This window comes from Leptolyngbya sp. 'hensonii' (genome assembly GCF_001939115.1).
Lineage (GTDB): Bacteria > Cyanobacteriota > Cyanobacteriia.
In genome coordinates, this window is sequence record NZ_MQTZ01000041.1 from 507056 (window position 1) to 532255 (window position 25200).

At 52.5% G+C, this 25200-nt stretch carries 25 protein-coding genes; 11 read left to right on the forward strand and 14 right to left on the reverse strand.

All coding sequences use genetic code 11. The annotated features are described in order from the left end of the window. Window positions 1-89: 89 nt before the first annotated feature. The gene (locus tag BST81_RS14060; protein ID WP_216351326.1) at window positions 90-1724 is read left to right on the forward strand and encodes an adenylate/guanylate cyclase domain-containing protein; all 1635 of its coding nucleotides are present in this window, start codon (window positions 90-92) and stop codon (window positions 1722-1724) included. Between the two features lie 70 nt (window positions 1725-1794). On the opposite strand, the gene BST81_RS14065 is transcribed toward BST81_RS14060, so the two are convergent. Both BST81_RS14065 and BST81_RS14070 read right to left on the reverse strand, forming a co-directional pair. Beyond that, entirely contained in the window at window positions 1795-3447 is a 1653-nt protein-coding gene (locus BST81_RS14065) for a GMC family oxidoreductase (protein ID WP_075599094.1), read from the reverse strand. A gap of 107 nt (window positions 3448-3554) precedes the next feature. Continuing rightward, entirely contained in the window at window positions 3555-4817 is a 1263-nt protein-coding gene (locus BST81_RS14070; RefSeq protein WP_075599095.1) for a PAS domain-containing sensor histidine kinase, read from the reverse strand. Window positions 4818-4959: 142 nt separating this feature from the next. Here BST81_RS14070 and BST81_RS14075 point away from each other — a divergent pair, with 142 nt between their 5' ends. The 8 genes from BST81_RS14075 to BST81_RS14110 all read left to right on the forward strand — a co-directional run bounded on the left by BST81_RS14075 (window position 4960) and on the right by BST81_RS14110 (window position 12556). Continuing rightward, entirely contained in the window at window positions 4960-5757 is a 798-nt protein-coding gene (locus BST81_RS14075) for a helix-turn-helix domain-containing protein (protein ID WP_075599096.1), read from the forward strand. 121 nt (window positions 5758-5878) lie between these two features. Beyond that, window positions 5879-7465 (forward strand): CmpA/NrtA family ABC transporter substrate-binding protein, encoded by a 1587-nt coding sequence (locus BST81_RS14080; protein ID WP_075599097.1) that lies wholly within the window; start codon window positions 5879-5881, stop codon window positions 7463-7465. Between the two features lie 84 nt (window positions 7466-7549). Next, window positions 7550-8371, forward strand: coding sequence for a nitrate ABC transporter permease (ntrB, locus tag BST81_RS14085; protein ID WP_075599098.1), 822 nt, complete (start codon window positions 7550-7552; stop codon window positions 8369-8371). After that, window positions 8368-9261, forward strand: a complete 894-nt coding sequence (locus tag BST81_RS14090; protein WP_075599099.1) for an ABC transporter ATP-binding protein — start codon at window positions 8368-8370, stop codon at window positions 9259-9261. The genes ntrB and BST81_RS14090 overlap by 4 nt, the downstream gene beginning before the upstream one ends. A gap of 67 nt (window positions 9262-9328) precedes the next feature. Next, window positions 9329-9778, forward strand: coding sequence for a cyanase (gene cynS / locus BST81_RS14095; RefSeq protein ID WP_075599100.1), 450 nt, complete (start codon window positions 9329-9331; stop codon window positions 9776-9778). Between the two features lie 143 nt (window positions 9779-9921). Then, window positions 9922-10632: a ribose-5-phosphate isomerase RpiA gene (gene rpiA / locus BST81_RS14100; RefSeq protein ID WP_075599101.1), complete on the forward strand. Its 711-nt coding sequence runs from the start codon at window positions 9922-9924 to the stop codon at window positions 10630-10632. Window positions 10633-10703: 71 nt separating this feature from the next. After that, window positions 10704-11885 carry an aldo/keto reductase gene (locus BST81_RS14105; RefSeq protein ID WP_075599102.1) on the forward strand — a complete coding sequence of 394 codons (1182 nt, stop codon included), beginning with the start codon at window positions 10704-10706 and terminating at the stop codon, window positions 11883-11885. A 41-nt stretch (window positions 11886-11926) separates the two neighbouring features. Continuing rightward, window positions 11927-12556: a ribonuclease H-like domain-containing protein gene (locus tag BST81_RS14110; protein WP_075599103.1), complete on the forward strand. Its 630-nt coding sequence runs from the start codon at window positions 11927-11929 to the stop codon at window positions 12554-12556. Between the two features lie 16 nt (window positions 12557-12572). Here the strand turns inward: BST81_RS14110 and BST81_RS14115 are convergent, their stop codons facing one another. Beyond that, window positions 12573-13370, reverse strand: a complete 798-nt coding sequence (locus BST81_RS14115) for a hypothetical protein (RefSeq protein ID WP_253188282.1) — start codon at window positions 13368-13370, stop codon at window positions 12573-12575. 160 nt (window positions 13371-13530) lie between these two features. On the opposite strand from BST81_RS14115, the gene BST81_RS28485 reads away from it, so the two are divergent. Then, window positions 13531-13632: a DUF29 family protein gene (locus BST81_RS28485; protein WP_216351327.1), complete on the forward strand. Its 102-nt coding sequence runs from the start codon at window positions 13531-13533 to the stop codon at window positions 13630-13632. A gap of 74 nt (window positions 13633-13706) precedes the next feature. Here the strand turns inward: BST81_RS28485 and BST81_RS14120 are convergent, their stop codons facing one another. The 7 genes from BST81_RS14120 to BST81_RS14150 form a co-directional block, all read right to left on the reverse strand. Next, window positions 13707-15221 carry a TAXI family TRAP transporter solute-binding subunit gene (locus BST81_RS14120; protein ID WP_171974760.1) on the reverse strand — a complete coding sequence of 505 codons (1515 nt, stop codon included), beginning with the start codon at window positions 15219-15221 and terminating at the stop codon, window positions 13707-13709. Between the two features lie 80 nt (window positions 15222-15301). Next, complete coding sequence (locus BST81_RS14125; RefSeq protein ID WP_075599105.1) at window positions 15302-16975, reverse strand: alkaline phosphatase D family protein; 1674 nt, start codon at window positions 16973-16975, stop codon at window positions 15302-15304. 86 nt (window positions 16976-17061) lie between these two features. Continuing rightward, window positions 17062-17277 carry a hypothetical protein gene (locus BST81_RS14130; RefSeq protein ID WP_075599106.1) on the reverse strand — a complete coding sequence of 72 codons (216 nt, stop codon included), beginning with the start codon at window positions 17275-17277 and terminating at the stop codon, window positions 17062-17064. 186 nt (window positions 17278-17463) lie between these two features. Next, entirely contained in the window at window positions 17464-17658 is a 195-nt protein-coding gene (locus tag BST81_RS14135; RefSeq protein WP_075599107.1) for a heavy-metal-associated domain-containing protein, read from the reverse strand. A 30-nt stretch (window positions 17659-17688) separates the two neighbouring features. Further along, window positions 17689-18909: a bifunctional phosphopantothenoylcysteine decarboxylase/phosphopantothenate--cysteine ligase CoaBC gene (coaBC, locus tag BST81_RS14140; protein WP_075599108.1), complete on the reverse strand. Its 1221-nt coding sequence runs from the start codon at window positions 18907-18909 to the stop codon at window positions 17689-17691. 219 nt (window positions 18910-19128) lie between these two features. Further along, window positions 19129-19344, reverse strand: a complete 216-nt coding sequence (locus BST81_RS14145; protein WP_363080062.1) for a DUF2555 domain-containing protein — start codon at window positions 19342-19344, stop codon at window positions 19129-19131. A 50-nt stretch (window positions 19345-19394) separates the two neighbouring features. After that, window positions 19395-20042 (reverse strand): serine esterase, encoded by a 648-nt coding sequence (locus tag BST81_RS14150; RefSeq protein WP_075599110.1) that lies wholly within the window; start codon window positions 20040-20042, stop codon window positions 19395-19397. A gap of 207 nt (window positions 20043-20249) precedes the next feature. Here BST81_RS14150 and BST81_RS14155 point away from each other — a divergent pair, with 207 nt between their 5' ends. Next, window positions 20250-21785, forward strand: a complete 1536-nt coding sequence (locus BST81_RS14155) for a phospholipid carrier-dependent glycosyltransferase (protein WP_075599111.1) — start codon at window positions 20250-20252, stop codon at window positions 21783-21785. 54 nt (window positions 21786-21839) lie between these two features. On the opposite strand, the gene BST81_RS14160 is transcribed toward BST81_RS14155, so the two are convergent. The 4 genes from BST81_RS14160 to BST81_RS14175 all read right to left on the reverse strand — a co-directional run bounded on the left by BST81_RS14160 (window position 21840) and on the right by BST81_RS14175 (window position 24922). Next, window positions 21840-22388 carry a glutathione S-transferase family protein gene (locus BST81_RS14160; RefSeq protein WP_075599112.1) on the reverse strand — a complete coding sequence of 183 codons (549 nt, stop codon included), beginning with the start codon at window positions 22386-22388 and terminating at the stop codon, window positions 21840-21842. 276 nt (window positions 22389-22664) lie between these two features. Continuing rightward, on the reverse strand, window positions 22665-23045 hold the full coding sequence (locus BST81_RS14165) for a response regulator (protein WP_075599177.1): 381 nt from the start codon (window positions 23043-23045) through the stop codon (window positions 22665-22667). Window positions 23046-23074: 29 nt separating this feature from the next. Further along, the gene (locus BST81_RS14170; protein ID WP_075599113.1) at window positions 23075-24487 is read right to left on the reverse strand and encodes an adenylate/guanylate cyclase domain-containing protein; all 1413 of its coding nucleotides are present in this window, start codon (window positions 24485-24487) and stop codon (window positions 23075-23077) included. A gap of 150 nt (window positions 24488-24637) precedes the next feature. Beyond that, window positions 24638-24922 (reverse strand): DUF2470 domain-containing protein, encoded by a 285-nt coding sequence (locus BST81_RS14175; protein WP_075599114.1) that lies wholly within the window; start codon window positions 24920-24922, stop codon window positions 24638-24640. Window positions 24923-25200 lie beyond the last annotated feature (278 nt).

Sequence of the window (25200 nt, forward strand, 5' to 3'; positions counted from 1 at the left end):
GGAATAACGTCCATGGACAGGTCTTGCAGACAACACGGCTATCCATTCCTTCCTTCAATTCACTATCCTTATCGAGGGCTTTTTGGATCGTGCCTCAGCTTAACAACCTCTGGTCTATCTCTCTGCTGGCTATAACTTATGTTTTCCTGGGTAAGGCAACCCTAACCTTTGCAACGCTGCCTGGTGGTGTAACCCCTGTCTGGCCTGCAGCGGGTGTGGCCCTCACCGCTATTTTACTCTTTGGCTATAGAGTCTGGCCCGGAATCCTGATCGGGGCATTCATTCTTCACATTACCTCGAACGGATTCACCCTGCCTAATCTGCTAGGTGGTCTCAGCATTGGCCTGGGGAATACGCTCACCACGGTGCTTCCGGTAGTTTTGCTGAGCCGGTGGGTCAAAGTCTCAGACCTGTTGGAGCGATCGGGCAACGTGTTTTTGTTTGTGGCTCTGATGATCCCGGCCCCCTTTCTCAGTGCGACGATCGGAGTCACGACCCTGTGCCTGACTCAGGTCGCCCCCTGGCCCGCCTATGGGACGATCTGGTGGACCTGGGCGATCTCGAATCTCTTTGGGGTTTTGCTGGTGGCTCCTTTGTTACTAGCCTGGAGTCAGCCCAATTACAGGCTGGGACAGTTCTCCCGGCTTAGATGGGCAGAAGCCGTACTGCTGGTCAGCCTGATCGTGGGAATTAATGCGGTGGCCTGGGCCATCCAGGTGCAGTTGGAATTCGTGCTGATTCCGCTGCTGGTTTGGTCTGCCTTTCGTTTTGGCCATCGTGGCACGACCCTGATGGTGGTTCTCATTTACATGGCAGCCGTGCTAAGAATCGTCTCCGGGGTCAACCAATCTGGTTCAACCGTCAACACGGCTCTCCTCCTCTTTCAGACCTTCATTGGGGTGATTACCTTAATGACCCTGGTTCTTCCCACCGTGATCCGAGAGCGACAGCGGGCCGAAACGAGTCTGAAAACGGCCAATCAGGAACTGCAGCTCCTGACCCAGCAACTGCAAGTGGCCAACGATGAACTGGAAGACCGGGTGGAGCAACGCACCCATGAGCTGAGACTGGAGCAAGAGCGGGCCGAAAACCTCCTGCTCAATATTTTGCCCCGCCCGATCGCGGAGCAATTGAAACGGGAAGAGAAGTCGATCGCTGATGGGTTCGAATCCGTGACCGTCTTATTTGCCGACATTGTAGGCTTCACCGAATACTCTAGTATGGTGTCTCCCCAGGAACTGGTCAGCGTGTTGAACCAGATCTTCTCCGCTTTTGATCGACTCTCCGCTAAATATGACCTGGAGAAAATCAAAACCATCGGCGACGCCTATATGGTCGTGGGTGGCGTCCCCGAACCTCGCCCCGATCATGCCCAGGCCGTAGCCGCCATGGCCCTGGACATGTTGGAGACTGTGAGCCATGTGGCCTCGATCGCAGGCACTAAAACCCGCATCCGGATTGGCATCAATACAGGCCCCGTTGTCGCTGGTGTCATTGGCACCAAGAAATTCATCTACGACCTCTGGGGTGACACCGTCAACATTGCCAGTCGCATGGAATCAATGAGCGAACCCAACCGCATCCAGATCACCGCCGCCACTTATGCATGCCTTAAAGACCACTATCACTGTGAAAAACGAGGCTCCATCTCTGTCAAAGGCAAAGGGGAGATGATCACCTACTGGCTCCTCAGCCAACAGCCCAGCCCCCTGCTCCACCCCTGATCCTCCGCTTTTCATGTTGCCCCCAAAGCTGAGCAGGTTTAGCTAACTGGGGCCTGTTGCCAAAGGCAGGTTATTTCAAGCTGTTGATAATAAACTCGCAGGCCCTAGCCGTGATCGCCATTTCCGTCAGAGTGGGATTTTGCCAGCCTGCCGAGGGCCAGCAAGCCCCATCCACCACCAGAAGATTGGGGGCTTCCCAGCACTGATTGTAGGGATTGAGCACCGAATTGGTCGGAGACGTTCCCATCCGGGCTCCCCCCACTTCATGGATATAAAAACCAGGAGGGGCAGCAAACATCACCGTCTCTTCCAACTGCCGCAGGGCACGGGGATAGGCTGGAGCTTTCAGCAACTCCGTTAGCCTCAGGCATTGCCCTCCGGCCAAGTCTACCAGTTCCTGGATTTGGCTTTGCATGTGGGCCAGCATCTGGTGTTCATTATCAGACCAACTACAGTCAATATGGGCAACAGGAATGCCCCAGGTATCAACCACCATAGGGTCCAGTTGTACCTGATTTTCATAGCGGGGAAGAACTTCCCCATGGCCAACCAGAAACCCAAGGGCACTGTCGCCAAATTTGCGCACGACATGGGGAATACTGAAGCGCTGCACGCCTCCCCAGAGGCCATAACCCCGCAAAAATGATTCCTCCTGGGGCTGGAGGTTGGAGAACCGGGGAATGAAAAAGCTATCACATCCAGACAGTTCAAAGGGTGGAGAGGGTTGTTTGAAGCTGGGCAGGGTAAAAAAGCTCATGGTGGAGATGTGATCCATCAGATAACGCCCCAGTAGCCCTGATTCGTTGACCAGACCCCCGGATTGATGCTGTTCGGTTGAATGCAGCAGGATGCGCACGGATTCGATCGTTGAAGCACAGAGGATGACAATCCGACCCCAAACCTCATGGGCTGTCTGGTTGACTCGGTGAATGTAGCCCACCCCCCGGGCCTGACGGGTTTGGGGGTCAAAGATAATATGGCTGACCACGGCATCGGGCTGCAGGGAGACCTTTCCAGTCAGCAGGGCGGCCTTGAGAGAAGACCCAACACTGGAGGAGCGGGGCCAGGGTTTGTCCGGGTTGGGCTGATGGCGAGGAAAGCCCCGAGAGATGATCAGGGAGCGATCGGGCCAGCGATCGGCCACCAGGGTTTTGAGGTACTCCTCTGCTGGGGTGAAGGCTGCGGGGTGCTGGTACTGGCCATCTGGTAGTTGCGATAACCCATTCCGTTCCCCTTGCACCTGGAAAAACTGCTCCAGTCGATCGTAGTAGGGAGCGAGGTCCGCATGGGTCAGGGGCCAGTCCTCTCCATAGCCATCCCGACTGGCTGCTTTGAATTCATAGTCCGATAGCCGCAGGGTGATTCCACCCCAGGTCAGACTCTTGCCCCCCACTTGCCGTCCCCGCATCCAGTAAAAAGGCTGATCCGGCGGTGTTGTATAAGGGTTTTCTGTTTCATCCACAAATAGATCCGGATTGGTTTTCCAATATCCGGGATGGAGCGCCTGGTAGGACTGTTTCCGGGTAATCAAGAGGTTGCGAAAACGTCGGGCCGTATTGCCCAGATTATTACCCAGGGCAGCTTCAGGCTCTAACTGAGGACCGGCATCCAGAACCAGCACAGTTAACCCTCGTTCGCTCAGTTCTTTCGCTGCAACGCCACCTGTAGCTCCAGATCCAACGACAATAGCATCATAGATTTCAGGCGATGGGTAATTGTTCATGGGACAGCGAAAACAACTTTCCTCAAGAGATAACGAAGGGTCGCAAATATCTTACAGCGTTTCGAGAGTCACTGCCGAGGAGTAACATTGACAGCATGGGTTCAGGCTTAGCCAGTAACGGGGGTTCCATGTACCGGTAGAGTTACGGTGAAGGTTGTTCCCCGCCCCACCTTGCTGTCTACCCGAATCTGTCCCTGGTGCAAATCAACAAACCGCTTCACGATGTTCAACCCCAATCCAGTTCCAGGAATATTACTGACATTTTTGCCCCGGTGGAAAGGCTCAAACAAATGGGGTAGATCCTCCTTCGGAATGCCAATTCCCTGATCCGTAATGCGGAAAATGACCTGACCCGCATATTGGGAGAGGCGCAGGGCAATGGGGGTGCGATCGGGGGAATAACGCATGGAGTTGGAGAGAATATTCGTCAGAATAGACCACAATAACCGTTGATCCAGATTGGCAATTAAGCTCCGGTGACGGCTGGCAAAGGTGATATGAGGCCAGGCAGCCGTGTGCTGGATGTCTGTGACCAAAAGGTGGCAAAACGGGACCAGATTGATAGCCTGGAGATGCAGCGCTAATTTGCGAGCCTCAATTTTGCCAATTACCAGAATGTCATCAATCATGTGAGTCATGCGTTCCACATCAGACTTGACCCCATCGAGATAATCGCGCCGTTGCTCGATCGAAAGTTGTGCATCATAGCGTTCCAGAGAAGAGGCTGAGAGCAAAATATTATTCAATGGGTTGCGAAATTCGTGACAAACCATTGCCACAAAGCGAGACTTAATTTCACTTAATTCCTGGAGTTGCTCATTGGCCTGACAGAGCTCAGCCGTGCGCTCCCGCACCTTCAGCTCCAGTTCTTCATTGGTTCGCTGCAAGACAGCTTCAGCCCATTTCCGCTGGGTGATATCTTGAAAGGCCACAACGGTACCCACCACATGACCGTCTTCGTCCTGCATGGGAGTACTAATATACTCCACCGGGAAGTTAGTGCCGTCCTTGCGCCAAAAAACCTCTGTGTTAGCACGATGCACTCTACCATCCCGAAAGGCTTCATAGATCGGGCATGCATGGACGGGATAGGGACTACCATCGGGTCTGGAATGGTGCAGGACGGCATGCATGGAACGACCAATGAGATCCTCAACTGCCCAGCCAATCATTTTGGCCGCTGCCGGATTGACAAAGGTGACTTTTCCATCCAAATCGAGCCCATAAACCCCCTCACCTACCGAATTCAGGATCAGTTCATGCTGGCGACGGAGGGTTTGCAGGTCCCGATCGGGGGGAGAAGGGAGATCTGGATTGGCGGATTCACCTTGGAGGTTTAGGGTTGAAGGAAGCCAGTAGTGCTGCCGCATAGATCCAGAATTACTGACGGGCAATCAATATTAAAACCAACGATTGGTATTCCACTACACTGCCAGATGAGCCTGACAGAGCTAGAAACAGGACATGGAAAATACGCTACATCATCCAGGCCGTTCTGTGAGTCAGGTAACCATGACAAAAATTCTGGTCATTGAGGACGAAGCGCAGACTCGCAATATTTTCATGAAATGTCTGGCCTTCGAGGGATTTTGTGCGATCGAAGCTGAGCAGGGCACGATCGGCATTAAGCTTGCCCAGAGCCACTTGCCGGATTTAATTGTCTGCGACATCATGCTACCTGATATTGATGGCTATGGCGTCCTCTCAGCAATCCGCCAGCATCGGCCCACGGCTGCCATTCCCTTCATCTTCTTAACCGCCAAGGTGACCATGGCTGATTTACGTCAGGGCATGGCTCTGGGGAGTGACGACTATCTCACCAAACCCTGTACGGTAGAGCAGTTTTTGGCGGCGATTGCCATGCGGTTACAACGACAAGCCCTTCTGAGGGAACATTTCAGTGCCCCATCAGCAAACCTGGATGCCAGACGCTCCCATCCCGCAGTTAGTTCAGATCCAAGTTCAGATATTTTTCCCCATTGCCCCCGTCTGGCCCAGATGTTTACGTTTATTGAGGCCAATTACTGGCAACCGATCGGCTTAGGGGATGTCGCTGAAGCAGCAGGCTACTCACCAGCCTATCTGACGAATTTGGCCCAGGACTTGACGGGATATAGTGTCAAGCGCTGGATTACGGAACGGCGAATGTTTCAGGCTCGACAACTCCTGCGGGATACAACTCAGTCCATTAAGCAGGTGGCTGAGGCGGTGGGTTATGCGGATGTGGGCTACTTTACCCGTCAGTTTCGTCAGCTGCATGGGGAACCTCCGCAAATCTGGCGCAATTCAACGCGATTACTTTCTGCCTGAAAAGATCGAAAGAAAATCCTACTCTTGCGAAAACCAGTCCAATGTTTCTGCTGCAGTCCTCTGGTACCTTACAGGCAATAAGTGTGCGGTTTTGTTCTCATTCAACCCGTTGGAATGACCTATGGTACTTGCCAATATGCTGCAATCGCCGTCTGGAGTGGAGTTGAGTTATTGTCCTTGTGGGGGATCCCATTTACCCCAGGACCACTGGCAATTTACTGAAGGGATGCCCCAGGACCCGGCAGATCTGATCCAGGATTTGATCAAGATGGGACTGTACCAACAGCCAGTCCTGGACTTGGCAGAGTCTTTGATGGACATTGAACTGAAGGAAGCCCTGCTGCTGCAACAGGTGGGTGGTGGTAACCCGGACAGGGAAAAGTTTTGCCGAGAGTTGATTCGGGAAGCAGGAGGATTGGATCAGGTTTTTGCGGCAGCTTTTGGTGTCCATGCCACCGAGTTTTTTAGCAATACGATTCGCAATGGCAACTTTACTCGGCGGGAATTTCTGAAACGGGTAGTTGTGGCGGCGGCTCTGGTTGGTATGACCAGTTGCAGAGACAAAACAGCCAATCCACCACCCGCTGAACAGTCCCCCACAGCAGCCAATTCTGCCGGTAATCTGGAGAAGAAGAACCTCACGATCGGGTTTATCCCCATTACCTGTGCAACGCCGATCGTGATGTCAGAGCCTCTGGGCTTTTATCAAAAGTATGGCCTGAATGTCACAGTGAAGAAGATGCCCAACTGGGCCGCCGTGCGAGACTCTGCGATCGCAGGGGAACTGGATGCGTATCACATGCTCTCCCCCATGCCCATTTCTATCACCCTAGGGTTGGGCTCCGCCTCCTTCCCGATCAAACTGGCCAGCATTGAGAATATTAACGGTCAGGCCATTACGATCGCCCTTAAACACAAGGACAAGGTGAAAGGGCCTGCAGATTTCAAAGGCTTCACCATTGGTGTGCCGTTCCCCTTCTCCATGCACAATTTGCTACTGCGCTACTATCTGGCCACAGGTGGCCTTGATCCTGATCAGGATGTCAAGATCACGCCCGTCCCGCCTCCAGATAGTGTGGCCAAGATGACATCCGGAGATATTGATGCCATGCTGATGCCCGATCCCTTTAACCAGCGGGCTGTATTTGAGAAGGTGGGCTACATCCATATCTTGAGCAAAGAATTATGGCCGAACCATCCCTGCTGTGCATTTGCTGCTGGCCAGACCTGGATCGATGCCCATCCCAATACCTTTAAGGCTGTCAATAAGGCCATTATTGATGCCGCCGGATATGCCAACGATCGGGCCAATCGAGCCACGATCGCGGCTGCTTTGATTGAGCGCAAATACCTGAATCAGCCCCTGCCAGTTGTTGAGGCGGTGCTCAGTGGCAAGTTTGAGGATGGTCTGGGCAATACTCAGGATGTGCCCGATCGGATTGGGTTTGATCCCTATCCCTGGCAGAGCTTTGCCAAATGGATTATGTCCCAACTGGTTCGTTGGGATCTGATGCCCAAGGATAAAGCAGAATATGACAAGGTGGCCAAAGAAATTTTCCTCACCGATACAGCCCGGGAACTGGCCAAGGAACTGGGCCAGACTCCCCCAACGGAAGCAGCCAAAACAGAGAAGTTGAAGTTTGATAGCTTCGACCCGGCTAACCCGCAGGCTTACATTGATGCCCAGATCAAGCAAAACAAAGTCTAGGACTTCCCATCCACCCCACAGAGGTCTGGCCTGCAGTCGTCAGCCTCTGCCGAAATCACCTACTCCGTAGATAGCAGATTTGTTATGGCCTCTAGTGACTTACCACAGATACCGGGACTTTCCCTAAACAAAGACCAGCAAGTATTTCTGGTGTTTATGGGTCTGCTGGCATTGGTTTTGGGATTCTGGGAATTGGGGTTCCACTTAAAGTGGTTTTCCCAACTCATGCCCTCGGCCACTGCGACCCTGAAGGAATTCTGGTTTTGGGTCTCCAATCCCTTTTTTGACTATGGCCCCAATGATAAGGGGATTGGGTGGCATATCCTGACCAGCCTGCGTCGCGTCCTGATCGGATTCGCCATTGGATCGGCGATCGCGATTCCCCTGGGAGTGCTGATTGGCCTCTCAGATGTTCTTTCGAGAGGGGTTGACCCCTACATTCAAATTTTGCGGCCAGTTTCACCTCTGGCCTGGTTGCCTTTAGGTCTGGGATTGCTGAAAAATTCTGAAGCCACCGCTATTTTCGTCATTGCCATCACCAGCATCTGGCCCACATTGATTAACACCAAATTTGGGGTCAGTACGGTAGATCCAGCCTATCTAGATGTGGCTCGAACCCTGGGAGCTTCTCGCTGGCGCACAATTTTGAAGGTGATTCTGCCTGCGGCGGCCCCCAGCATTGTTTCAGGGCTGCGGATCAGCATTGGCATTGCGTGGCTAGTGATTGTGGCCGCTGAGATTCTGGTGGGGGGCACTGGCGTCGGCTACTTCGTCTGGAACGAATGGAACAACCTGAAAATTACCAGTATCATCACGGCCATTATTTTAATTGGCCTGGTGGGGCTGATTCTGGATCGCCTGTTTGCTTTGCTTCAACGATGGGTTGCGTTTGGTAAACAATCATGACTCGATCCCACATCAGTACATTGCAGCTTGATTCTATGTCTTCTCCGATTCAGCTCTCTCTGCGTAACGTGTCCAAAGTTTATCAAGGGAGAAAAAGCTGGGTTGATCGGCTGCTTCGCAGAACCTCTTCGGATTATGTTGCCCTGGAGAACATTGATCTGGACATTACGGAGAATACCTTTGTCTCTGTGATTGGGCCTTCCGGATGTGGCAAGTCCACCTTATTGAATATCATTGCCGGACTCTCTCACCCCACCAGTGGGGTGATGTATCTGAATGGCAGGCCGATTCAGAAGCCGGGACCCGATCGGGGAATGGTTTTCCAGAACTATGCCCTCATGCCCTGGATGACCGTGCTGGATAATATCCGCTTTGCGATCGAAACTGTCAATCCCAGGATGCCGGTTGCCCGTCAACGAACGATTGCCCAGGACTATATCGATCTGGTGGGCTTGCGAGGGGCGGAGCACAAGCATCCGCACGAACTCTCCGGTGGGATGAAGCAACGGGTGGGGATTGCCCGCGCCCTGGCAATTAACCCTGAGATTCTGTTGATGGATGAGCCCTTTGGAGCCCTGGACGCTCTGACCCGAGGGTTTCTCCAGGATGAAGTGGAGCGGATCTGGGATCAGCAACGTAAAACAGTCATTCTGATCACCCATAGTATTGAAGAGGCACTGCTTCTTTCCGATCGGATTGTCATGATGACCCGTGGCCCCCATGCTCAGATTGCCAGCATTTTGGAGGTGCCCTTCCCCCGGCCTCGTCACCGGGAAACCCTGGACCAGCACCCTGCCTATCATGCTCTGAAAGCAGAAATGGAGTTACACCTATCCCGTGAAACTCGTGCTGTTGAAGAAGCAAGAATTCGCAAGTCAGCCCCAGTCTAGAACCGGCAAAATTTTGATCTGGGATTGATTCAAGAACACCAACGATGAAGTCTTAAAGGAGTGAACTATGCCCGTTTCAGAAATTCCAGCAATCACCGAAAAACTCCTGGCTGCCAAGGCTGCAGCAGGGCTAACCTTTGCTGATCTGGAGCAAAAACTGGGGAGAGATGAGGTGTGGATCGCAGCGGTTTTTTACCGTCAGGCCAGTGCTTCTCCAGAAGAGGCCGCAACCATCGTCGCGGCCCTGGGTTTAGGGTCGGAAGTTGGGGCTGAACTGGCGGCCTATCCGGTTAAAGGGCTGGGACCGATCGTGCCTACTGATCCGCTGATCTACCGCTTCTATGAAATCATGCAGGTCTATGGGATGCCCATGAAGGAGGTCATTCATGAGAAATTTGGCGATGGCATCATGAGTGCGATCGATTTCACCCTGGATATTGAAAAAGTGGAAGATCCAAAGGGCGATCGGGTGAAGGTCACTATGAACGGAAAGTTTCTGCCCTACAAGAAGTGGTAGGTCTTCAGGCCCAAGGAGTACCTGGGATGGGACCCATCGTCTCCTGGGAAAGGAAATCGCCTCTCATTAAAGATATTGGGCCACGGGGTAGGTTACTCTAATAACCGAAGCTACTTCGTCCCATTACTTTTTAAGGAGAGGCTATGACTGTTGCCGTTGACCCCGTTCAATTAATGAAACAAGAAGTTGCCAGAGTTGCAGCGGCACGGGTGCAATCCGGGATGATTGTCGGTCTGGGTTCAGGTTCAACTGCTGCCCTCATGATCCAGTACGTGGGAGAACGTCTTCAGTCCGGGGATCTGAAGGATGTGACGGGAGTGCCCACATCCTTTCAGGGAACTGTGCTGGCGAAACAGTACGGCATTCCTCTGGTGACTCTGGATGACATTGACCACATTGACCTGGCGATCGATGGGGCGGATGAAGTTGACCCCCAGCACAATCTGATCAAGGGTGGGGGGGCAGCTCATACCCGGGAAAAGATTGTGGACTCCATGGCGAATCAGTTCATTGTGGTGGTAGATAGCTCCAAACTGGTGGACCGTCTCGGTTCTACCTTCAAGGTGCCCGTGGAGGTGATTCCGGTGGCCGTGACCCCAGTCATGCGCCTGATCGAAAAGCTGGGGGGGAAGCCAGAACTGCGGATGGCCGTGAAAAAGGCCGGACCCGTGATTACGGACCAGGGCAACATGGTGGTGGATGTAAAATTCACTGCGATCGACGATCCGGCAGAAATGGAAAAGACCCTGAATAATATTCCCGGTGTGCTGGAAAACGGAATTTTCGTGGGGGTGACTGACCTAGTGCTGGTGGGGGAAGTGGTCGATGGCAAGCCTGTTGTGAGAGAAGCCTGACAAGCCTAAAGGTTAACATTCAAACTTGAAGGCATTTATGTAAGGCTTGTATGTTCACGCCTTGAACTGATATGCTCTATCGTCGTTTTGGTCGCACAGAATTAACCATGCCCGTCTTCAGTTGTGGCGGCATGCGTTACCAGTACAAGTGGCAGGATGTTCCTCTGTCGGAGGTTCCAGCCGATAGTCAGCGCAATCTGGAAGCCACCATTCAACGAGCGGTGGAGTTGGGCATCACCCACATTGAAACGGCTCGCGGATATGGCAGTTCCGAGATGCAACTGGGCCAGATCCTACCCCGGTTGCCCAGGGAAAAGCTGATTGTTCAAACCAAGGTCAGTCCCTGCAGCAGTCCCCAGGAGTTTCGTCAAACCTTTGAGGAATCCCTGGCCTATCTGCGGCTCGATCAGGTGGATCTGTTCGCATTACATGGGATCAATAATGCCGAATTGCTGGACTGGAGCCTGCGATCGGGGGGATGTCTGGATGTGGCGAACCAGTTGCAGGCTGAAGGAAAAATCCGATTCATTGGCTTTTCCACCCATGGCCCCACAGAGGTGATTCAGCGGGCGATCGCCTCCGATCGATTTGACTATGTCAACCTCCACTGGTACTACATTTTCCAGTTCAACTGGCCAGCCATTGTGGAGGCGACGGCCCGGGATATGGGGGTTTTCATCATCAGTCCTTCTAATAAGGGGGGGCTACTCTATCAACCCTCCCAGAAACTGATTGACCTCTGTGCCCCCCTGAGTCCGATCGTCTTCAACAATCTGTTTTGTCTCAACCATCCCCAGGTTCATACCCTCAGCGTCGGAGCTGCCCGTCCCAGCGATTTTGATGAACACCTGAAAACCCTCTCCCTGCTGGACCAAGCCGATGATCTGTTGCCCCCCATCCTGGCCCGCCTGGAAGAGGCCGCGATCGTCCGTCTGGGAGAAGATTGGGTGCAGCGCTGGTGGGAAGGGTTGCCCACCCCGAAGGAGACCCCAGGGGAAATCAGTATCAAAACCATTCTCTGGCTGCGGAATCTGGCTCTGGCCTATGACCTGGTGGAGTATGGCAAAATGCGATACAACCTGCTGGGCAATGGGGGCCACTGGTTTGCAGGCAAGCGAGCCGATCGGGTGACTGAGTTGGATCTGAGCTCTTGTCTCAAGCACAGCCCTTTTGCCGATCGGATTCCAGCCATGCTGGCCGAAGCCCACGAGCTGCTAGGGGGACAGCAAGTCAAACGACTGTCCCAGCAATAATACCTGCTACCATCGGACTGATCATCCCGCCTATTGCCCCTATGGAATTGAAAGACTTTCAAGTGGTCGATCGTGACCTGCCCGAAGACCTTCTCCCCGCCTACCTGCAAGCAGAGAGTCTGGCTGTGGATACGGAAACGATGGGCCTGCTCCCCCATCGCGATCGCCTCTGTCTGGTGCAACTATGCGACCCACAGGATCATGTGACGGTGATTCGCATTCTGCAAGGGCAGCGGGAAGCACCCCATTTGAAGCAGCTCCTGGAAGCAAAAAATACCCTGAAGATCTTTCACTTTGCCCGCTTCGACATTGCGATGTTGCGCTGCCATCTCGATATTCAGGTCGCTCCCCTCTTCTGTACGAAAGTGGCCAGCAAACTGGCCCGCACCTATTCACCTCGCCATGGATTGAAGGATGTGGTGCTGGAACTGGAACAGATAGAGCTAGATAAAACAGCCCAGAGTTCAGATTGGGGCAATGCACTACAGCTTTCTGAAGAACAACTGCGCTATGCGGCCAATGATGTCCGTTATCTCATTAGTGTCCACAAAAAACTTATGGGGATGCTGCAACGGGAAGATCGTTGGAGTTTGGCTCAACAGTGTTTTGAGGCAATTTCCACGATGGCTTTGCTGGATTTATTGCAATACAAAGATATTTTTGAGCATTAAGCCGTCTGATTCGGGTTCAGGCTGTTTTGAAGAAGCGAATGATTTCCCGGGCATGGTTGAGGAACTCACTGTCCTCAGACAGTTGGGAAATTGCATTCTGGGATTCATGGGATAACCGATCGTGATCCGCCTGATTGGTGGCCTGGAGGCTGGTCAAGCGCGTGGAGAGGCCGACTAATTCTTGCTGCATGGCCTCGTTCTGCCGTTGATAGGACACCACAAAACTTTGGGGATTGTTGCTATCAAATTGATCATCCAGTTGTCGCACTCTGAACTCCAGATCAAACAACCGTTGCCGCAACTCGATCACATCCTCACGGGGATATTTGACCTCCTGCTGGATCAGCATTAACCGCGCCATCCAGTACTGATAGGCACTCACCACCGGACGCAAGCCCGTGAGCAACAGAGCTGCTCCAGAGGAGACATAGCCAACAGCACTGATTCCAGTGGCCGCCAGGGTGTAGAGCCCCACAGCAGAGAGGAGGTGCAGAATCAGGGCCACCAGCAGCGATCGCTGGGCCAGGGTCTGCCCATAGCCCAGTTGGGACTGATCCACCGGAATCCCCTTCTCTCGGGACATCAGGGCTTCGGCCACCACGGCTTTCGCCTGGAAGTGGAGATTCCAGGGAACGGTCGTGATCACCAGCAACCACCAGAAGCTGACTGCTCCGATTACCCAATCCAGAAAACTGCCAGCACTGACATGAAACCATTGCAGCACGACGAAACTCAGCAAAATCAAAACACCGGAACCCAACGTAAATCCTGCTAAATTGAAGTACATTCCCACCTCGATACAGCTTGTGTACATCCCCATCATGGAGAAAATGGGAGGGGTTGCATCGATCGGCTGTGCTACTCCTGCAACTGAACCCTGTGGGTGATCGGTAAGGGTTCTAAAATGGACCTATTGTGGTTGGTTCAACCTGATGCAAGTGCCCGAAGTAAACCCAAAGCCAGCAAAGACTTCAATGCCTGCACTCAATCTTTACGAAGCTGATTTCTATGCCTGGACACAAGAACAGGCCATGGTGCTCCGCAGTAAACAGCAGTTATTGCTACAGCCTGACTGAAATTCTGGACGATCGCTTTTATCCGGGTGAATTCAGTGAATGGGTAGAGGGCTAACGCAGAATCCGGATTATGATCAGCGGCTACTGACCGGATGTTCCCCGGTGCCCTGGCTCAGCGCCGATCGATCGTTCGTCAGGGTCATGACCGACATCAGGGTTAATTCCATCAGCTCAATGTAGGCTTCGATATCCACCTGTCCAGCCAGTAACATCTCCCGGTATTGTTGTTTGAGCTGGCCCAGTTTCTGCATGGCCACTTCCGAATCACTCTGCAGCGTAGCCTGCCACTCATCCAGCAACAACAGATTGTCGAGAATGAACTGGCGACGTTGCTGTTCCAACACATTCCGGCACTGATCCGCAAACATCTGAGTTTTTTGCTGAATCTGTTCATAGACCTCACCGGTCATCGTTCCGTCAATAAATTGCAGACGATGCTCCTGCCTCAGATCCTCGATGCCATCCATAGCCTGCTGGGGATTATGGGGAAGCAGAGTCTTGAACTCGGCAATGCTCCGGTTCGTGGTGGTGATCAGCTTTTTCGATCGTTCCCGCCGCACCTGCTGAAAAATTAGCCCCAGAATACTGGTGCCCACGATAATGAAAATCCCGGCCTGCAGATCGTTGTTGCCTTCCAGATAGCGAATCCAGGCACTGCGAGGGTCGCCATGCAAAAACACATCTTGAGCCGCAGGATGGATATAGAGAATACCCTTCTGTAGCAGTTCCTGGCTATCTCCAGATTTCAGTTCCGGGTAAAACTGAGAGTACTGGCGAGCACTGGAGATAATGGCCCAGGCCAGTAGTCCAATTTTTTGGGAACTAACATCGGGGCGGGTGGCCAATACCGTTGCCGTTGAAAGGGTCGAAGTGGGTTGGGCCGGAATCTCTGGACGAGGGTTATAGGTTCCCAGAGGAATGGTCGCAGCCTGATAGGACCCTGGATCCTGGATGGTGATGTAATTGACCAGACCCGGTTGGATCGGCAATATTTTCAAAGCGGGGACGGTTTCGAACTCGGTTCGCAGCTTTTTGCTCCCTCCCAGACCCCCCACATAAATCATGGCATCGAGTTGCCCTGTCCTCAGCTTCTGGATGGCGGTATCAAAGTCTGACTCATCTTCACGGACAGTTAACCCAGCAGCTTTCAACAGTTGGGCGCTGGTGAAGCGAATTCCACTACCGGGGGTACCAACGGCGACCCGTTTTCCCTGCAGGTCAGCCAGGGAGTTGAGGGGAGAATTGTTGGGGGCAATCACATGGATGTGTTCATTGGAAAGGGTCAGGACAGCCTGAACCTTCCCCTGGCGCATAGCTTCACTGGCGACATCCAACTGCACCAGGGCAAAGTCCACCTGGCGATCGAGCAACCGCTGTAGGTTCTGTCTGGAACCCTGAGATTCCAGTTGACGAACCGTCATGCTGACCTTAGTATCGGCAGAACTAATCATTTGTTGCCCCAATCGATGGTAATAACCACCATTGGTGCCACTGGAAAGGTTGGCTACTTCAGGTTGCAGGCTACAGCTACTTAAGGCAAACAGGCCAGCCGTTGCCAAAATCAGGTGGGGAAGGGGAAATTGCTTCAAGGAAGTCAGTCAGGGATGAACATGCTGATTTGAATTGTATCGAAATCAGCCGTAAGGACGAAGATCACCCTATCTTAGGTCTAAATCGGTTGAATCAGCACCTGATCCTTAGGCACCTTGAAAGCAGCCAGCGTAGAAACGGTAGCGTTCAGGTCCGTAATTGTGCTGACGCTTCTATAAGTCACCGTCATCGCCTCTGGTGTGACCTCGACGAGGGTGTAGCCATGGGTGGCAGAGTTGAAAAACTTGAAATGGGGATTGCTGGCATAGGCCACATTATTGACCACCTGGGTGGGCAAGTCCGGTCTTTGCTCGGCAATATTGGAAGAGGAGATAGAACCGCCCACAAACTCAACCCCGATCGGCTTGGAGGTTGGGTCATCAAAGTTGAGCAGTTGATAGCCTGCGATGAAGGTATGCAAGTCACCTGTAATCGTGACGAAATTCTTCACCCCAGCTTTGTCCAACAAACTGAAGATGAACTGCCGTTCTGCAGGATAGCCATCCCACTGATCCAGAGTAAAGAATAGATCCAGAGGAATGCCAAACAGGGCTTGGGAAAACTGAGCCTTGATTTTGAACTGCAGGGTCATGACTTCATTCCCCCAGATTTTCCAGGTCCGGGTAGATTTGACCATTTTGCTGAGGAACCATTGCCGCTGGGTTTTACCAAGCATGCTGCGAGCCGGATTTTTCAGATTGGCACATCCGGGAGTAAAATAGCGGGCTTCCAGGTTAGTGGCTGTGGGTTGCTCCTGCAAACCGCAGGGTGGGCCATCCCGATACAACCGCTCATCGGTCATGACCAGTTCCATCAGATCGCCAAAGACAAAGGAGCGGTAAATCTGAATCGAGTCGATCGCCCCTTCATCGGGCTCAAAGTCAGGGGCCGCAGGGATATATTCTGCCCAAGCCCGGTTTGCCGCACGGCGACGGCGGGGATTGCGGTTTTGGGATTCATCTGGGGTGTCGATGCTGTATTGCCGGTAGGCATCATTGGCAAATTCGTGGTCATCCCAGATGGCAATGAAAGCAAACTGCTCATGTAAGCGCTGCAGATTCGGGTCAGAGCGATAAGTCCGATATAAATAGCGATAGTCTTCCAGGGTCGTCGCCACCTTTTCACCACTGGGAAGGGCTTGAATGGGACGGACCCCCCCATAGACCTGCTCATAGATATAGTCGCCCAGGTGAACGACAAAATCGACCTCTTCAGTGGAGAGAAACCGCATGGCCGTATAGAAGCCATTGGTGTAGTCCTGGCAACTGATGTAGGCAAATCGAACCTTTGTGATATGGTCTCGACGGGCGGGCAATGTCTTAAAGCGCCCTACAGGACTGACCGCATTGTTGTGGATGAAGCGGTAGTAGTAGGTAGTAAAGGGCTGCAGGGCAGTATTGTGAACCTGAACTTTCGCTGTGTAGTCTTTAGCCGCAGTCGTAACTGCATATCCAGCTAGGACCAATTGCTTAAAATTGGGATCTTGAGCAACCTGAAAAAGTAACACGATCGGGCCGGATTGCTGGGGCTCGACCCTGGTCCAGAGTGTAATTCCATGGGGTTGGGGATCCCCAGAAGCGACACTCTGGGGAAAGATAGGGGAGGCTGCATTGACTGGATCGATCGCCAACAGATGTTGCAATTCCGTCTTTTTTCCCAGGGGCAACCCAGCCAGCTCATGAACCGTCCAGATGGTGACTCCCGTAGCCAGGGAATAGGCCAAAAAGTCTCTTCGCGTCAAACGCTTACCCACAACTGTCCTCCTCCCAACTTCTCAAGACGCCTGCAAGCACTTTTCCTAAAGTAGTCTTTGGCGCTTAAGTTGCTTTTAAGTGGAGTTTAAGACTGGGACATCGGGAGAAGACTATTTCTGAGGCTTTTATCGTCTGTTTTCCAGCCTAATTCCTGCAACCGATGGGGCTCGCCCGTAACCACAATACCTACAGCAGGACAGGAAATCATGACACTCTCATCATCCTGGGCCACAATAATGCAACCGGACAAAAGCTGTTCCGGGCGATCGCAAACCATATTCTGGCCGACTTGCCAATTCATGACGCTCATCAAACTCTAATAAAACTGTAGATCAGTCGGGGGAAGATAACCTCTTACTTTCGTCAGAGATTTCCAAATTTTTCTGGTGGAGATGGTTAGAAATTTGTCTTAAAGAACTGCCCCACTTCCAAAGTCAAAATGGGTTGGCTCAAAGAACTTTGCCGGTTGTTCCCTGCACAACTCAGGTCAGGCCAAGGTATATCCCGCAGTGGTAATCGCCTGTCGGATTTCTGCTGCGGGAACCTGTGTTTCAATATTGACCTGTTTGGTCTGGAGATTGGCTTCAACTTTGGCCATGGGGTCAAGGGCCGTAATGGCCTTGGTAATGGTTTCGCTACAGGCAGAACAGGCCATATCAGGAACAGTGAATTGTAGAGCCATCAGCTTACTCCATTTTGGGGTTGAACGTGATCATTTTCCCATCCCCTGGACAAAATCTAACAGTTGATGGGCCATCTGCAGCTTACTGGCAGGAGCCAGTTCCAGGCTTCGACCCTGCCGATCCAGCAGGATAGCGCGATTCCGATCGCTGGCAAAACCGCTCTCAGGCTGGTCAATAGGATTGGCTGCGATCGCATCCAGTTGTTTACGCTGCAGCTTGTCCAGAGCCGGAGCTAGCATATCCCCTGACTGGGCAGCGAATCCGATCAGCCGCTGGTGGGGCTGTTTTTGCTGTCCTAGCTCAGCCACAATATCAGGAACTGTTTTCAGGGGCAGGCAATCGGGCAGGGCCTGCTTGGACAGTTTTCCGGCACTGTAGGAGGCAGGGCTAACGTCAGCAACCGCTGCTGCCATGATCGTCCAATCACTGCGGGGGAAATGGGTGAGCATGGCTTGGTGCATCTCATCGGCACGGACGATCGGAATTCGGCGAACCGCACCCAGAGGCTCCAGCAGGACATTTTCCATCGGGCCATGGACCAGGGTCACCTCAGCTCCCCGGTGCAGAGCCGCCTGGGCCAGGGCGATCCCCATCCGGCCTGTGGAAGGGTTGCCAATAAAGCGTACTGGATCCAAAAATTCACGGGTTCCTCCGGCACTAATCAGGATGTGCAGGCCAGCCAAATCTCGCAGGCCACGGGTATGCAGCAAGGATTGGATATGAGGCAGAATTTCGGCTGGTTCAGCCATCCGGCCTGCCCCGACCCGATCGCAGGCCAGTTGTCCCTGTCCTGGGCCTACCTGGTGATACCGGGAATCGACACAGAGCTGCTGCCAGTTTCGTTGCACCGATCGCTGTTCCCACATGTCGGTATTCATGGCTGGGGCTAGGAGTACTGGGCAGGTAGAGGCCAGCACCGTATTCGTTAACAAATTGTCAGCCATACCCCAGGCCAGCTTGGCCAGGGTATTGGCGGTCAGAGGGGCCAGTAGAAAGACTTCTGCCCATTCCCCTAGTTCAATGTGCAACGGACGGCCATGAATCGGTTGCCAGAATAATTCATCCGTATAGGCCGGATGGCGGGCCAGGGTTGCCAGGGTCAGGGGCGAGATGAATGCCTGGGCCTTTTCAGTCAGGATCACCCGAACATCCTTCCCCTCCTTAGCCAGGGTGGAAACTACCTCACAGACCTTATAGGCCGCAATGCCTCCCCCCACCCCAATCAAAATACGGTGTTTGTCATATGTCATTTGTCAGTCAATCAGCTTGATGTCAGGCGATCCGTAACAAATATTGCTGGATCCACCATTAGATACCCTCTGATCCATCACGAATGACCAAGTGACTAGTAGATCAAATTAAAGGTTTTCGAGGGGGTGGAGGGGGTGAAACCCCCTCTTGGGGGCGCAGCCCCCAAACCCCCATGTTGCAAAATTTATTGTTTGCAACACTAGTGACCAATGACCCATCTACGATTCGTCGTAAACTTCCAGATCGAGCAGGTGGAGATAGGGTTCTACCAGCTCGGGTCGTTGGAAGGCAACTGCCCGCAGCAAATGCCAGTCCCTCAGACATTCAAAGGGGCTAGTGTAATTATCCTCTTCCAGACGAGTCGCCATTTGCTTGACATCCTCTGCTGTCAGCTGAGAGACCTCTTGTTCCGAAAATGTCGTGGCATTCATCATGGTGCCTCCTGGCAAGGCGTGTGGCAAACCGGATGTAGTTGTGTATACAGCTACTGACCCAATTTTACTGCCTGAACAAAGCTCCGTAGCAAATCTAAAACTGAAATTTGGACTTCATGTCCCATGTCTAACTCATAGTACTGAACATTGATACCTGATGTCATTAGCCGATCTCTGGCTCCCTGAGCAGCCCGGAGCGGTACAACCTGATCCATCCGACCATGAACCATCAGCACAGGTGGGGCCGTCAGTGCCTTGGGGATATCGTGATGCAGGTACCCACTGAGAACCATCAGACCTGCCAGGGGTAGATGCAGACCAACATCCAGCGTCATGGCCCCTCCTTGGGAAAAGCCAGCCAGAAACGTTCGAGATAAAGGAACACCAAGCTTGGCTGCTGTAGCTGGGAGCCACGTCTGTAGCAGAGCTCGACTGGCGGCTAATTCTTCGCCCGGCTGCTCCGGTGCATTGTTCTGGAAACTGTACGCTGTTGGGATGTCGTACCACATTCGCCCGATCGCCGTGTAAGGATGGGGAAAGGGAGCATTGGGCATGGCAATGGCATAATCCGGCAAATGGAGATAGGGAACTAACCCGGCAACATCTTCCGCATTTGCCCCCCAGCCATGCAGGAGCGCAATCAATCCTGTGGGTGCTCCGCCCGTGGCAGGGGGTATCGTAATTGCTTGCAGGGACAAGATTATCCTCCAGACTCAGGTGTGCAAATAACCGTATCCGTTAACGTTAGAAGGATTTCCGCAACGCTTGTGGCAAACGTCACCGACAGCAATACTCCGTGAACAAAGTTTAAGGCCAGGGATACAAATCAATCAATGTTTGCCCCTGGCACTTTGAACTAATTCCCGATCGCTCCTACCATAGTTTCGGTATGACTCCAGTTGGGTATGACTTCTCATCCTGTTTCTTCGTTTAAACCACTGTTTCAATTCCCACAGCTCTGGTTTCGGCTGGGAATCGTTGCCCTGATAGGCTTCTCCTTGTTTCTGCGCCTTTGGGGCCTGGAGCGTTTCAATATCTTTGTCTTTGATGAAGTTTACTATGTCAAATTTGCTCACAATTACCTGACCCAAACCCCTTTTTTTGATGGCCATCCTCCCCTCAGCAAATATCTGATTGCTCTGGGCATTTGGTTAGGAGAACAGGTCTTTACAGGTGCCCAGGTGCCTCGCAATGAGCTGGCGGGCGTTCCGCTCTCGCCCCTGAGCTATCGCTGGCTGAATGCGATCACGGGAACGTTAATTCCCCTGGTAGTGGCAGGGATCGCCTATCAGATCAGCCACCGTCGGACCTTTGCCCTGATAGCAGGAGTCTTTATAGCTCTGGATGGTCTATTTCTGGTCGAGTCCCGGTATGCCCTGAATAATGTCTACCTGGTGCTGTTTGGGCTTCTGGGTCAGTGGCTGCTCTTGATGGCCCTGAATCCTCAAGTGCGACCCCGATCGTTGCACCGGTTTGCCTACTTGCTGGCTTCGGGAACCTTTTTCGGGGCTTCGATCGCAGTCAAGTGGAATGGGCTCTGGTTTTTGTTAGGGATATATCTGATTTGGGGCTGTGCCTGGATGGCGCGACTGCTCGATCGCCATCGGGTGCGATCAAATAGGGCCTTAAATGAAGATGAACCCAGAAGCCAACCCAGAGAGACCCAGAGACCCTCTATTCAGAACCTGACGAGCTTGAGTTTACCAACCCTACTGCTTTATCTGGGAGCAGTGCCTGTAATCGTTTACAGCCTGATCTGGATTCCTCACTTGAAACTGGAGCCGATGTTTGGCTTCTGGGAGGTACAAAATCAGATCCTGAGTTATCACCAACGAGTCGGTGGGAATGAGCCTTCCGTCCATCCTTACTGTTCTGCCTGGTTTACCTGGCCCTGGATGAGTCGTCCAGTGGTTTATGTCTACGAAACAGCCCGTAACTTGACGGAAATTGTGCCGATAAAACCAGCTCCCCCTGCTACAGAGGTCAGGCTCGTCTACGATGTTCACGCCATGGGAAATCCGTATCTCTGGTGGTTTTCTATGGTGGCGCTGTTGGGTCTGATCTGGATGCTGATCCAACAGTGGACCAGCCACCTCCGCTTTTCTCCCCGATCGGAAGCCAGCCTGATCCTCTTTACTGGCCCTGATCTCTGGATAGTGATCTATGTTGTCCTGAATTATGCCGCCAGCCTCTTGCCCTGGGTGCGAGTGACTCGCTGCACGTTCATTTACCACTACATGGGAGCCCTGGTATTCGCCACCCTCGGGTTGGCCTGGGTCGTCGATCGCTGGTTACAGGGTCGTCAGCAGTGGCAACGATTGCTGGGGATTGCCATCATCGTCGTCATCGGGGTTGCTTTTGTCTATTGGTTACCCCTTTTCCTGGGACTCCCCCTTTCGCCAGAAGCAGGCCAGAACCGCCGTTGGTTGCCGACCTGGTAGTTGAGACGCGATTAATCGCGTCTCAATGGATTAATCGCGTCTCAACGGGAGGTATCAACCACCGAAGATTTTCTGAAAGGCAGGCCGCTGTTTTAACCGGCCAATATAATCTGCGATCGCAGGATAAGCCTCATAATTAATGCCCAGCATCAGGATGGCATAGAACAGGGTAGCTCCCATGGCCACATCCGCAGCCGTGAACCTATCCCCCAGGAAAAAGGGCTGGTTCTGCAAGAGCTGATTCAGGGGAGGCAGGAGCCGGGGCATTTCCTTCTCACGGGTAGCTTCGACAAACATGGCTGACATCGTGGCATTGGCACAAAGTGCCCACTGGGAAATTAGGGCTCGGTCTTCCGGAGAGGTCAGAGTTTGATCGTATTTATCCGCCAGATAGATTAGGATGGCCCCCGATTCCCACAGTTTGAAGTCTCCATCCACGATCGCAGGCACCTTCCCCAGGGGATTGATCTCGGTGTAAGGGGGACGCAGATGCTCTCCGGCCTGCATATCCAGTTGGACAAATTCATAGGGTAGCTGAAGTTCTTCCAGGTACCATTTGACGATCGTCGCCCGACTGCGGGCACCACCGTAGAGTTTCAGCATGAACTAGCTTCTCCAGCTAAAGGTCATTGGTCACAAGTGTTACTGAGAAAATTGATTCCATCACGAATCACGTCTGGCAACAGCTCGATCACCAACGGTAGGTATAGCAAATTTCAGAGGAACCGCACAGATTGATGGGGCAATGAACCCGATCGGGTGAGCCCCATGACCAGTCCTCCTTCCTGGGTAACCCCAGCGCACTCATCACTGTAGAGGGTAGACTCAGGTGTCGGTTGGGTGAACCGAAGTGAACCCCAACACCAGTAAGGCCAATGCTCAATTCAAGCCCAACACTTCCTGAGACTTTTCAATGATTTCATCGGGGTCGAAGGGCTTGGTCATGTAAAGATCAGCACCCACGTTACTCCCGCGCTGCCGATCGAACTCCTGCCCTTTAGCCGTGAGCATAATGATATAGGTGTCTTTGATGCCAAATTCGTTCTTGACGGCGTTGCAAACGTCAAAGCCGTTCATTTTCGGCATCATCACATCCAAGAAGACCAACTGTGGCCTTTCTGCCTTGATGGTTTCAAGGGCTTCCTCGCCGTTGCTGGCCGTGAGCAATTCCACCCCTTCGTCTTCCAGATCTTCCAGGGTTTGCTCAATTAAGAGCCGAATGTGAGGCTCATCGTCCACGATCAGGATCTTCTTTGTCATTAACTCTGCCATCAGCTCTATTCTGGTATCTAATATAAGACTTCAAAAACCTCTACGGTCTTGCGTTTCCCCTTAACCGTCAAATCTCCACATTCTTTGAAGCTAAATAGGTGGCGGGTGGCATCGTAAACACTGCGGCTGACGAGAATTTGCCCCCCCTCTGCGATCGATTGCAGGCGAGAGGCAATATTCATCTCATCGCCGATCGCCGTGTAATCCATGTGCTGGGGAGAACCAATGTTACCGACCACGACTGGACCGCTACTGATCCCGATCCCGGTTCTGAAATTTTCCCGAATCCAGGTCGTTGGCACTTCCTGAATCCGTTTCTGCATGGCGATCGCAGCCCGGATGGCCTTTTCCTCACATTCCCTCAGGTGGGTCGGAGCCCCGAACAAAGCCACGATCATATCGCCAACAAATTTATTGACCGTCCCTTCATAGTCAAAAATGACCTCAACCATGTGGGTAAAGTATTCGTTCAAGTACCCAACGATTTGTTCTGGAGCCAGTTCTTCACACTTGGTGGTGAAGCTTCGGATATCGGAAAACAGCATCACAATATCGGATTTGACAGGTTCCAGGGAGATATCATCCTTGGCTTGCAGAATGGCCTCAACCACCTGGGAAGGAACGTAGCGTTCCAGGTTACTTTTAATCCGCTCTTCTTTCAGCTTATTGGCATGCAGCATTGCATTTTCGATGGCAGAAGCGGCCTGGGAAGCCAAGGCATTAAAGAGCTTTAAATCTGCAGCTGTGTAATTAACGGGTTCTACACTACTGAGATTGAGGACCCCCATCACCCGATCCTTGGTTTTCAGGGGTGCACAGATGAGGGAAGCAAACTGGTATTCACCAGGGATAACGCGATGGTCGGTGGAGACATCATTCACGATTTCCCCAATGCCCGATTGCAGAACCATCCCAATGATTCCCTTTCCAGGCACGATCGACAGCTTATGCTGATACTCTGCGCCAAAGGCGGCCAGGATTTCAAACTCTTGACGGTCCTGATTGAAAAAAACCACGGAACCACTGGTGCCACGAATGAGCCTTTGGGCCTCTTCTAGCACCAGATTGGCGACTGCCTGCAGGTCCAGGTTGGCGGTGATTTTTTCCGAAATGTCATAGAGCAGGGTAATTTCTTTGTACTTATCCAGAGTTTCCCGGGCCAGCATCTTCTGTTCTAGTTCCCGGATGGCCAGATGGATTAATAGGGAAGCAATGATGGCTGTGCCTGGATTGCCGAAAACCCAGCCCAGTACTTCCCCATTCAGTTCGATCGGATGCTTTTCAGATAAAGCATCGATACTATCGCCCCAAAGCAGCGTTCCATCGAGGTTTTGAATCGCGATTGGCCTGTCGAGCACTGCCACCAACTCACTCACCAGGGCTGCAACGTCCTTCCGCTTCACAAGTCTCTTGAGATTGATGGCAGTCATGGTTGTCCATCCTCATCCACAATCAGGCCCCCTGTGCTTGAACCACCCTGCATGGGCAGGATGCAATTTAAATAACCCATCTGTACTGTTCTTCGAGTTTGGGATCAGGGTTCCGGAAGAGAACAGGAAGCCTGTCCTGAAAATTCCGCATCAAGCCGACTGACTGCGGGCCTGTTTCACCATAGCAATTAAAGTGTGATGAGCGTCTTCCGAATCCTGCAGGGTGTGGTCAAAGGTAATACGCAGGGGAACTTCCCCGATCGAAGACTGGGTTACCAGATCCATACCCTGGGGGTCGATCGCCACCATCCGGGCTGCTGTTGCCTCTGTGCTCCCCCCAAAGACCTTGGCATAGAGCAGAATGGCCTCGGCGTGGTCTTCGTTCATGTGGGTACAGATGCGATCACTAATTTCTGGGGTAATTACATCAGCCATATTGATTCTGTTCTCTCGGGTGTTGTACTCAGGTTTTATTTGTCTCGTGGAACCAAACGGGTGAAACACCTGTAGGACATAGAGTATTGTAACAATTATGCTTTTCCCAACCTCTCCACCGCCCCAATCTTCTGCAGGGCTGGAAACCTTAAGGATGTCTGCATGAACCGGAATGCAAGCAGTTTGAGATTCCAATGGTGGCTGTGCCCAGTCAGCACTCAACTAGCATAGGAGTTTTATGAATAAAATGAGTAATGCTTAGTCCTATTTCCGTAATA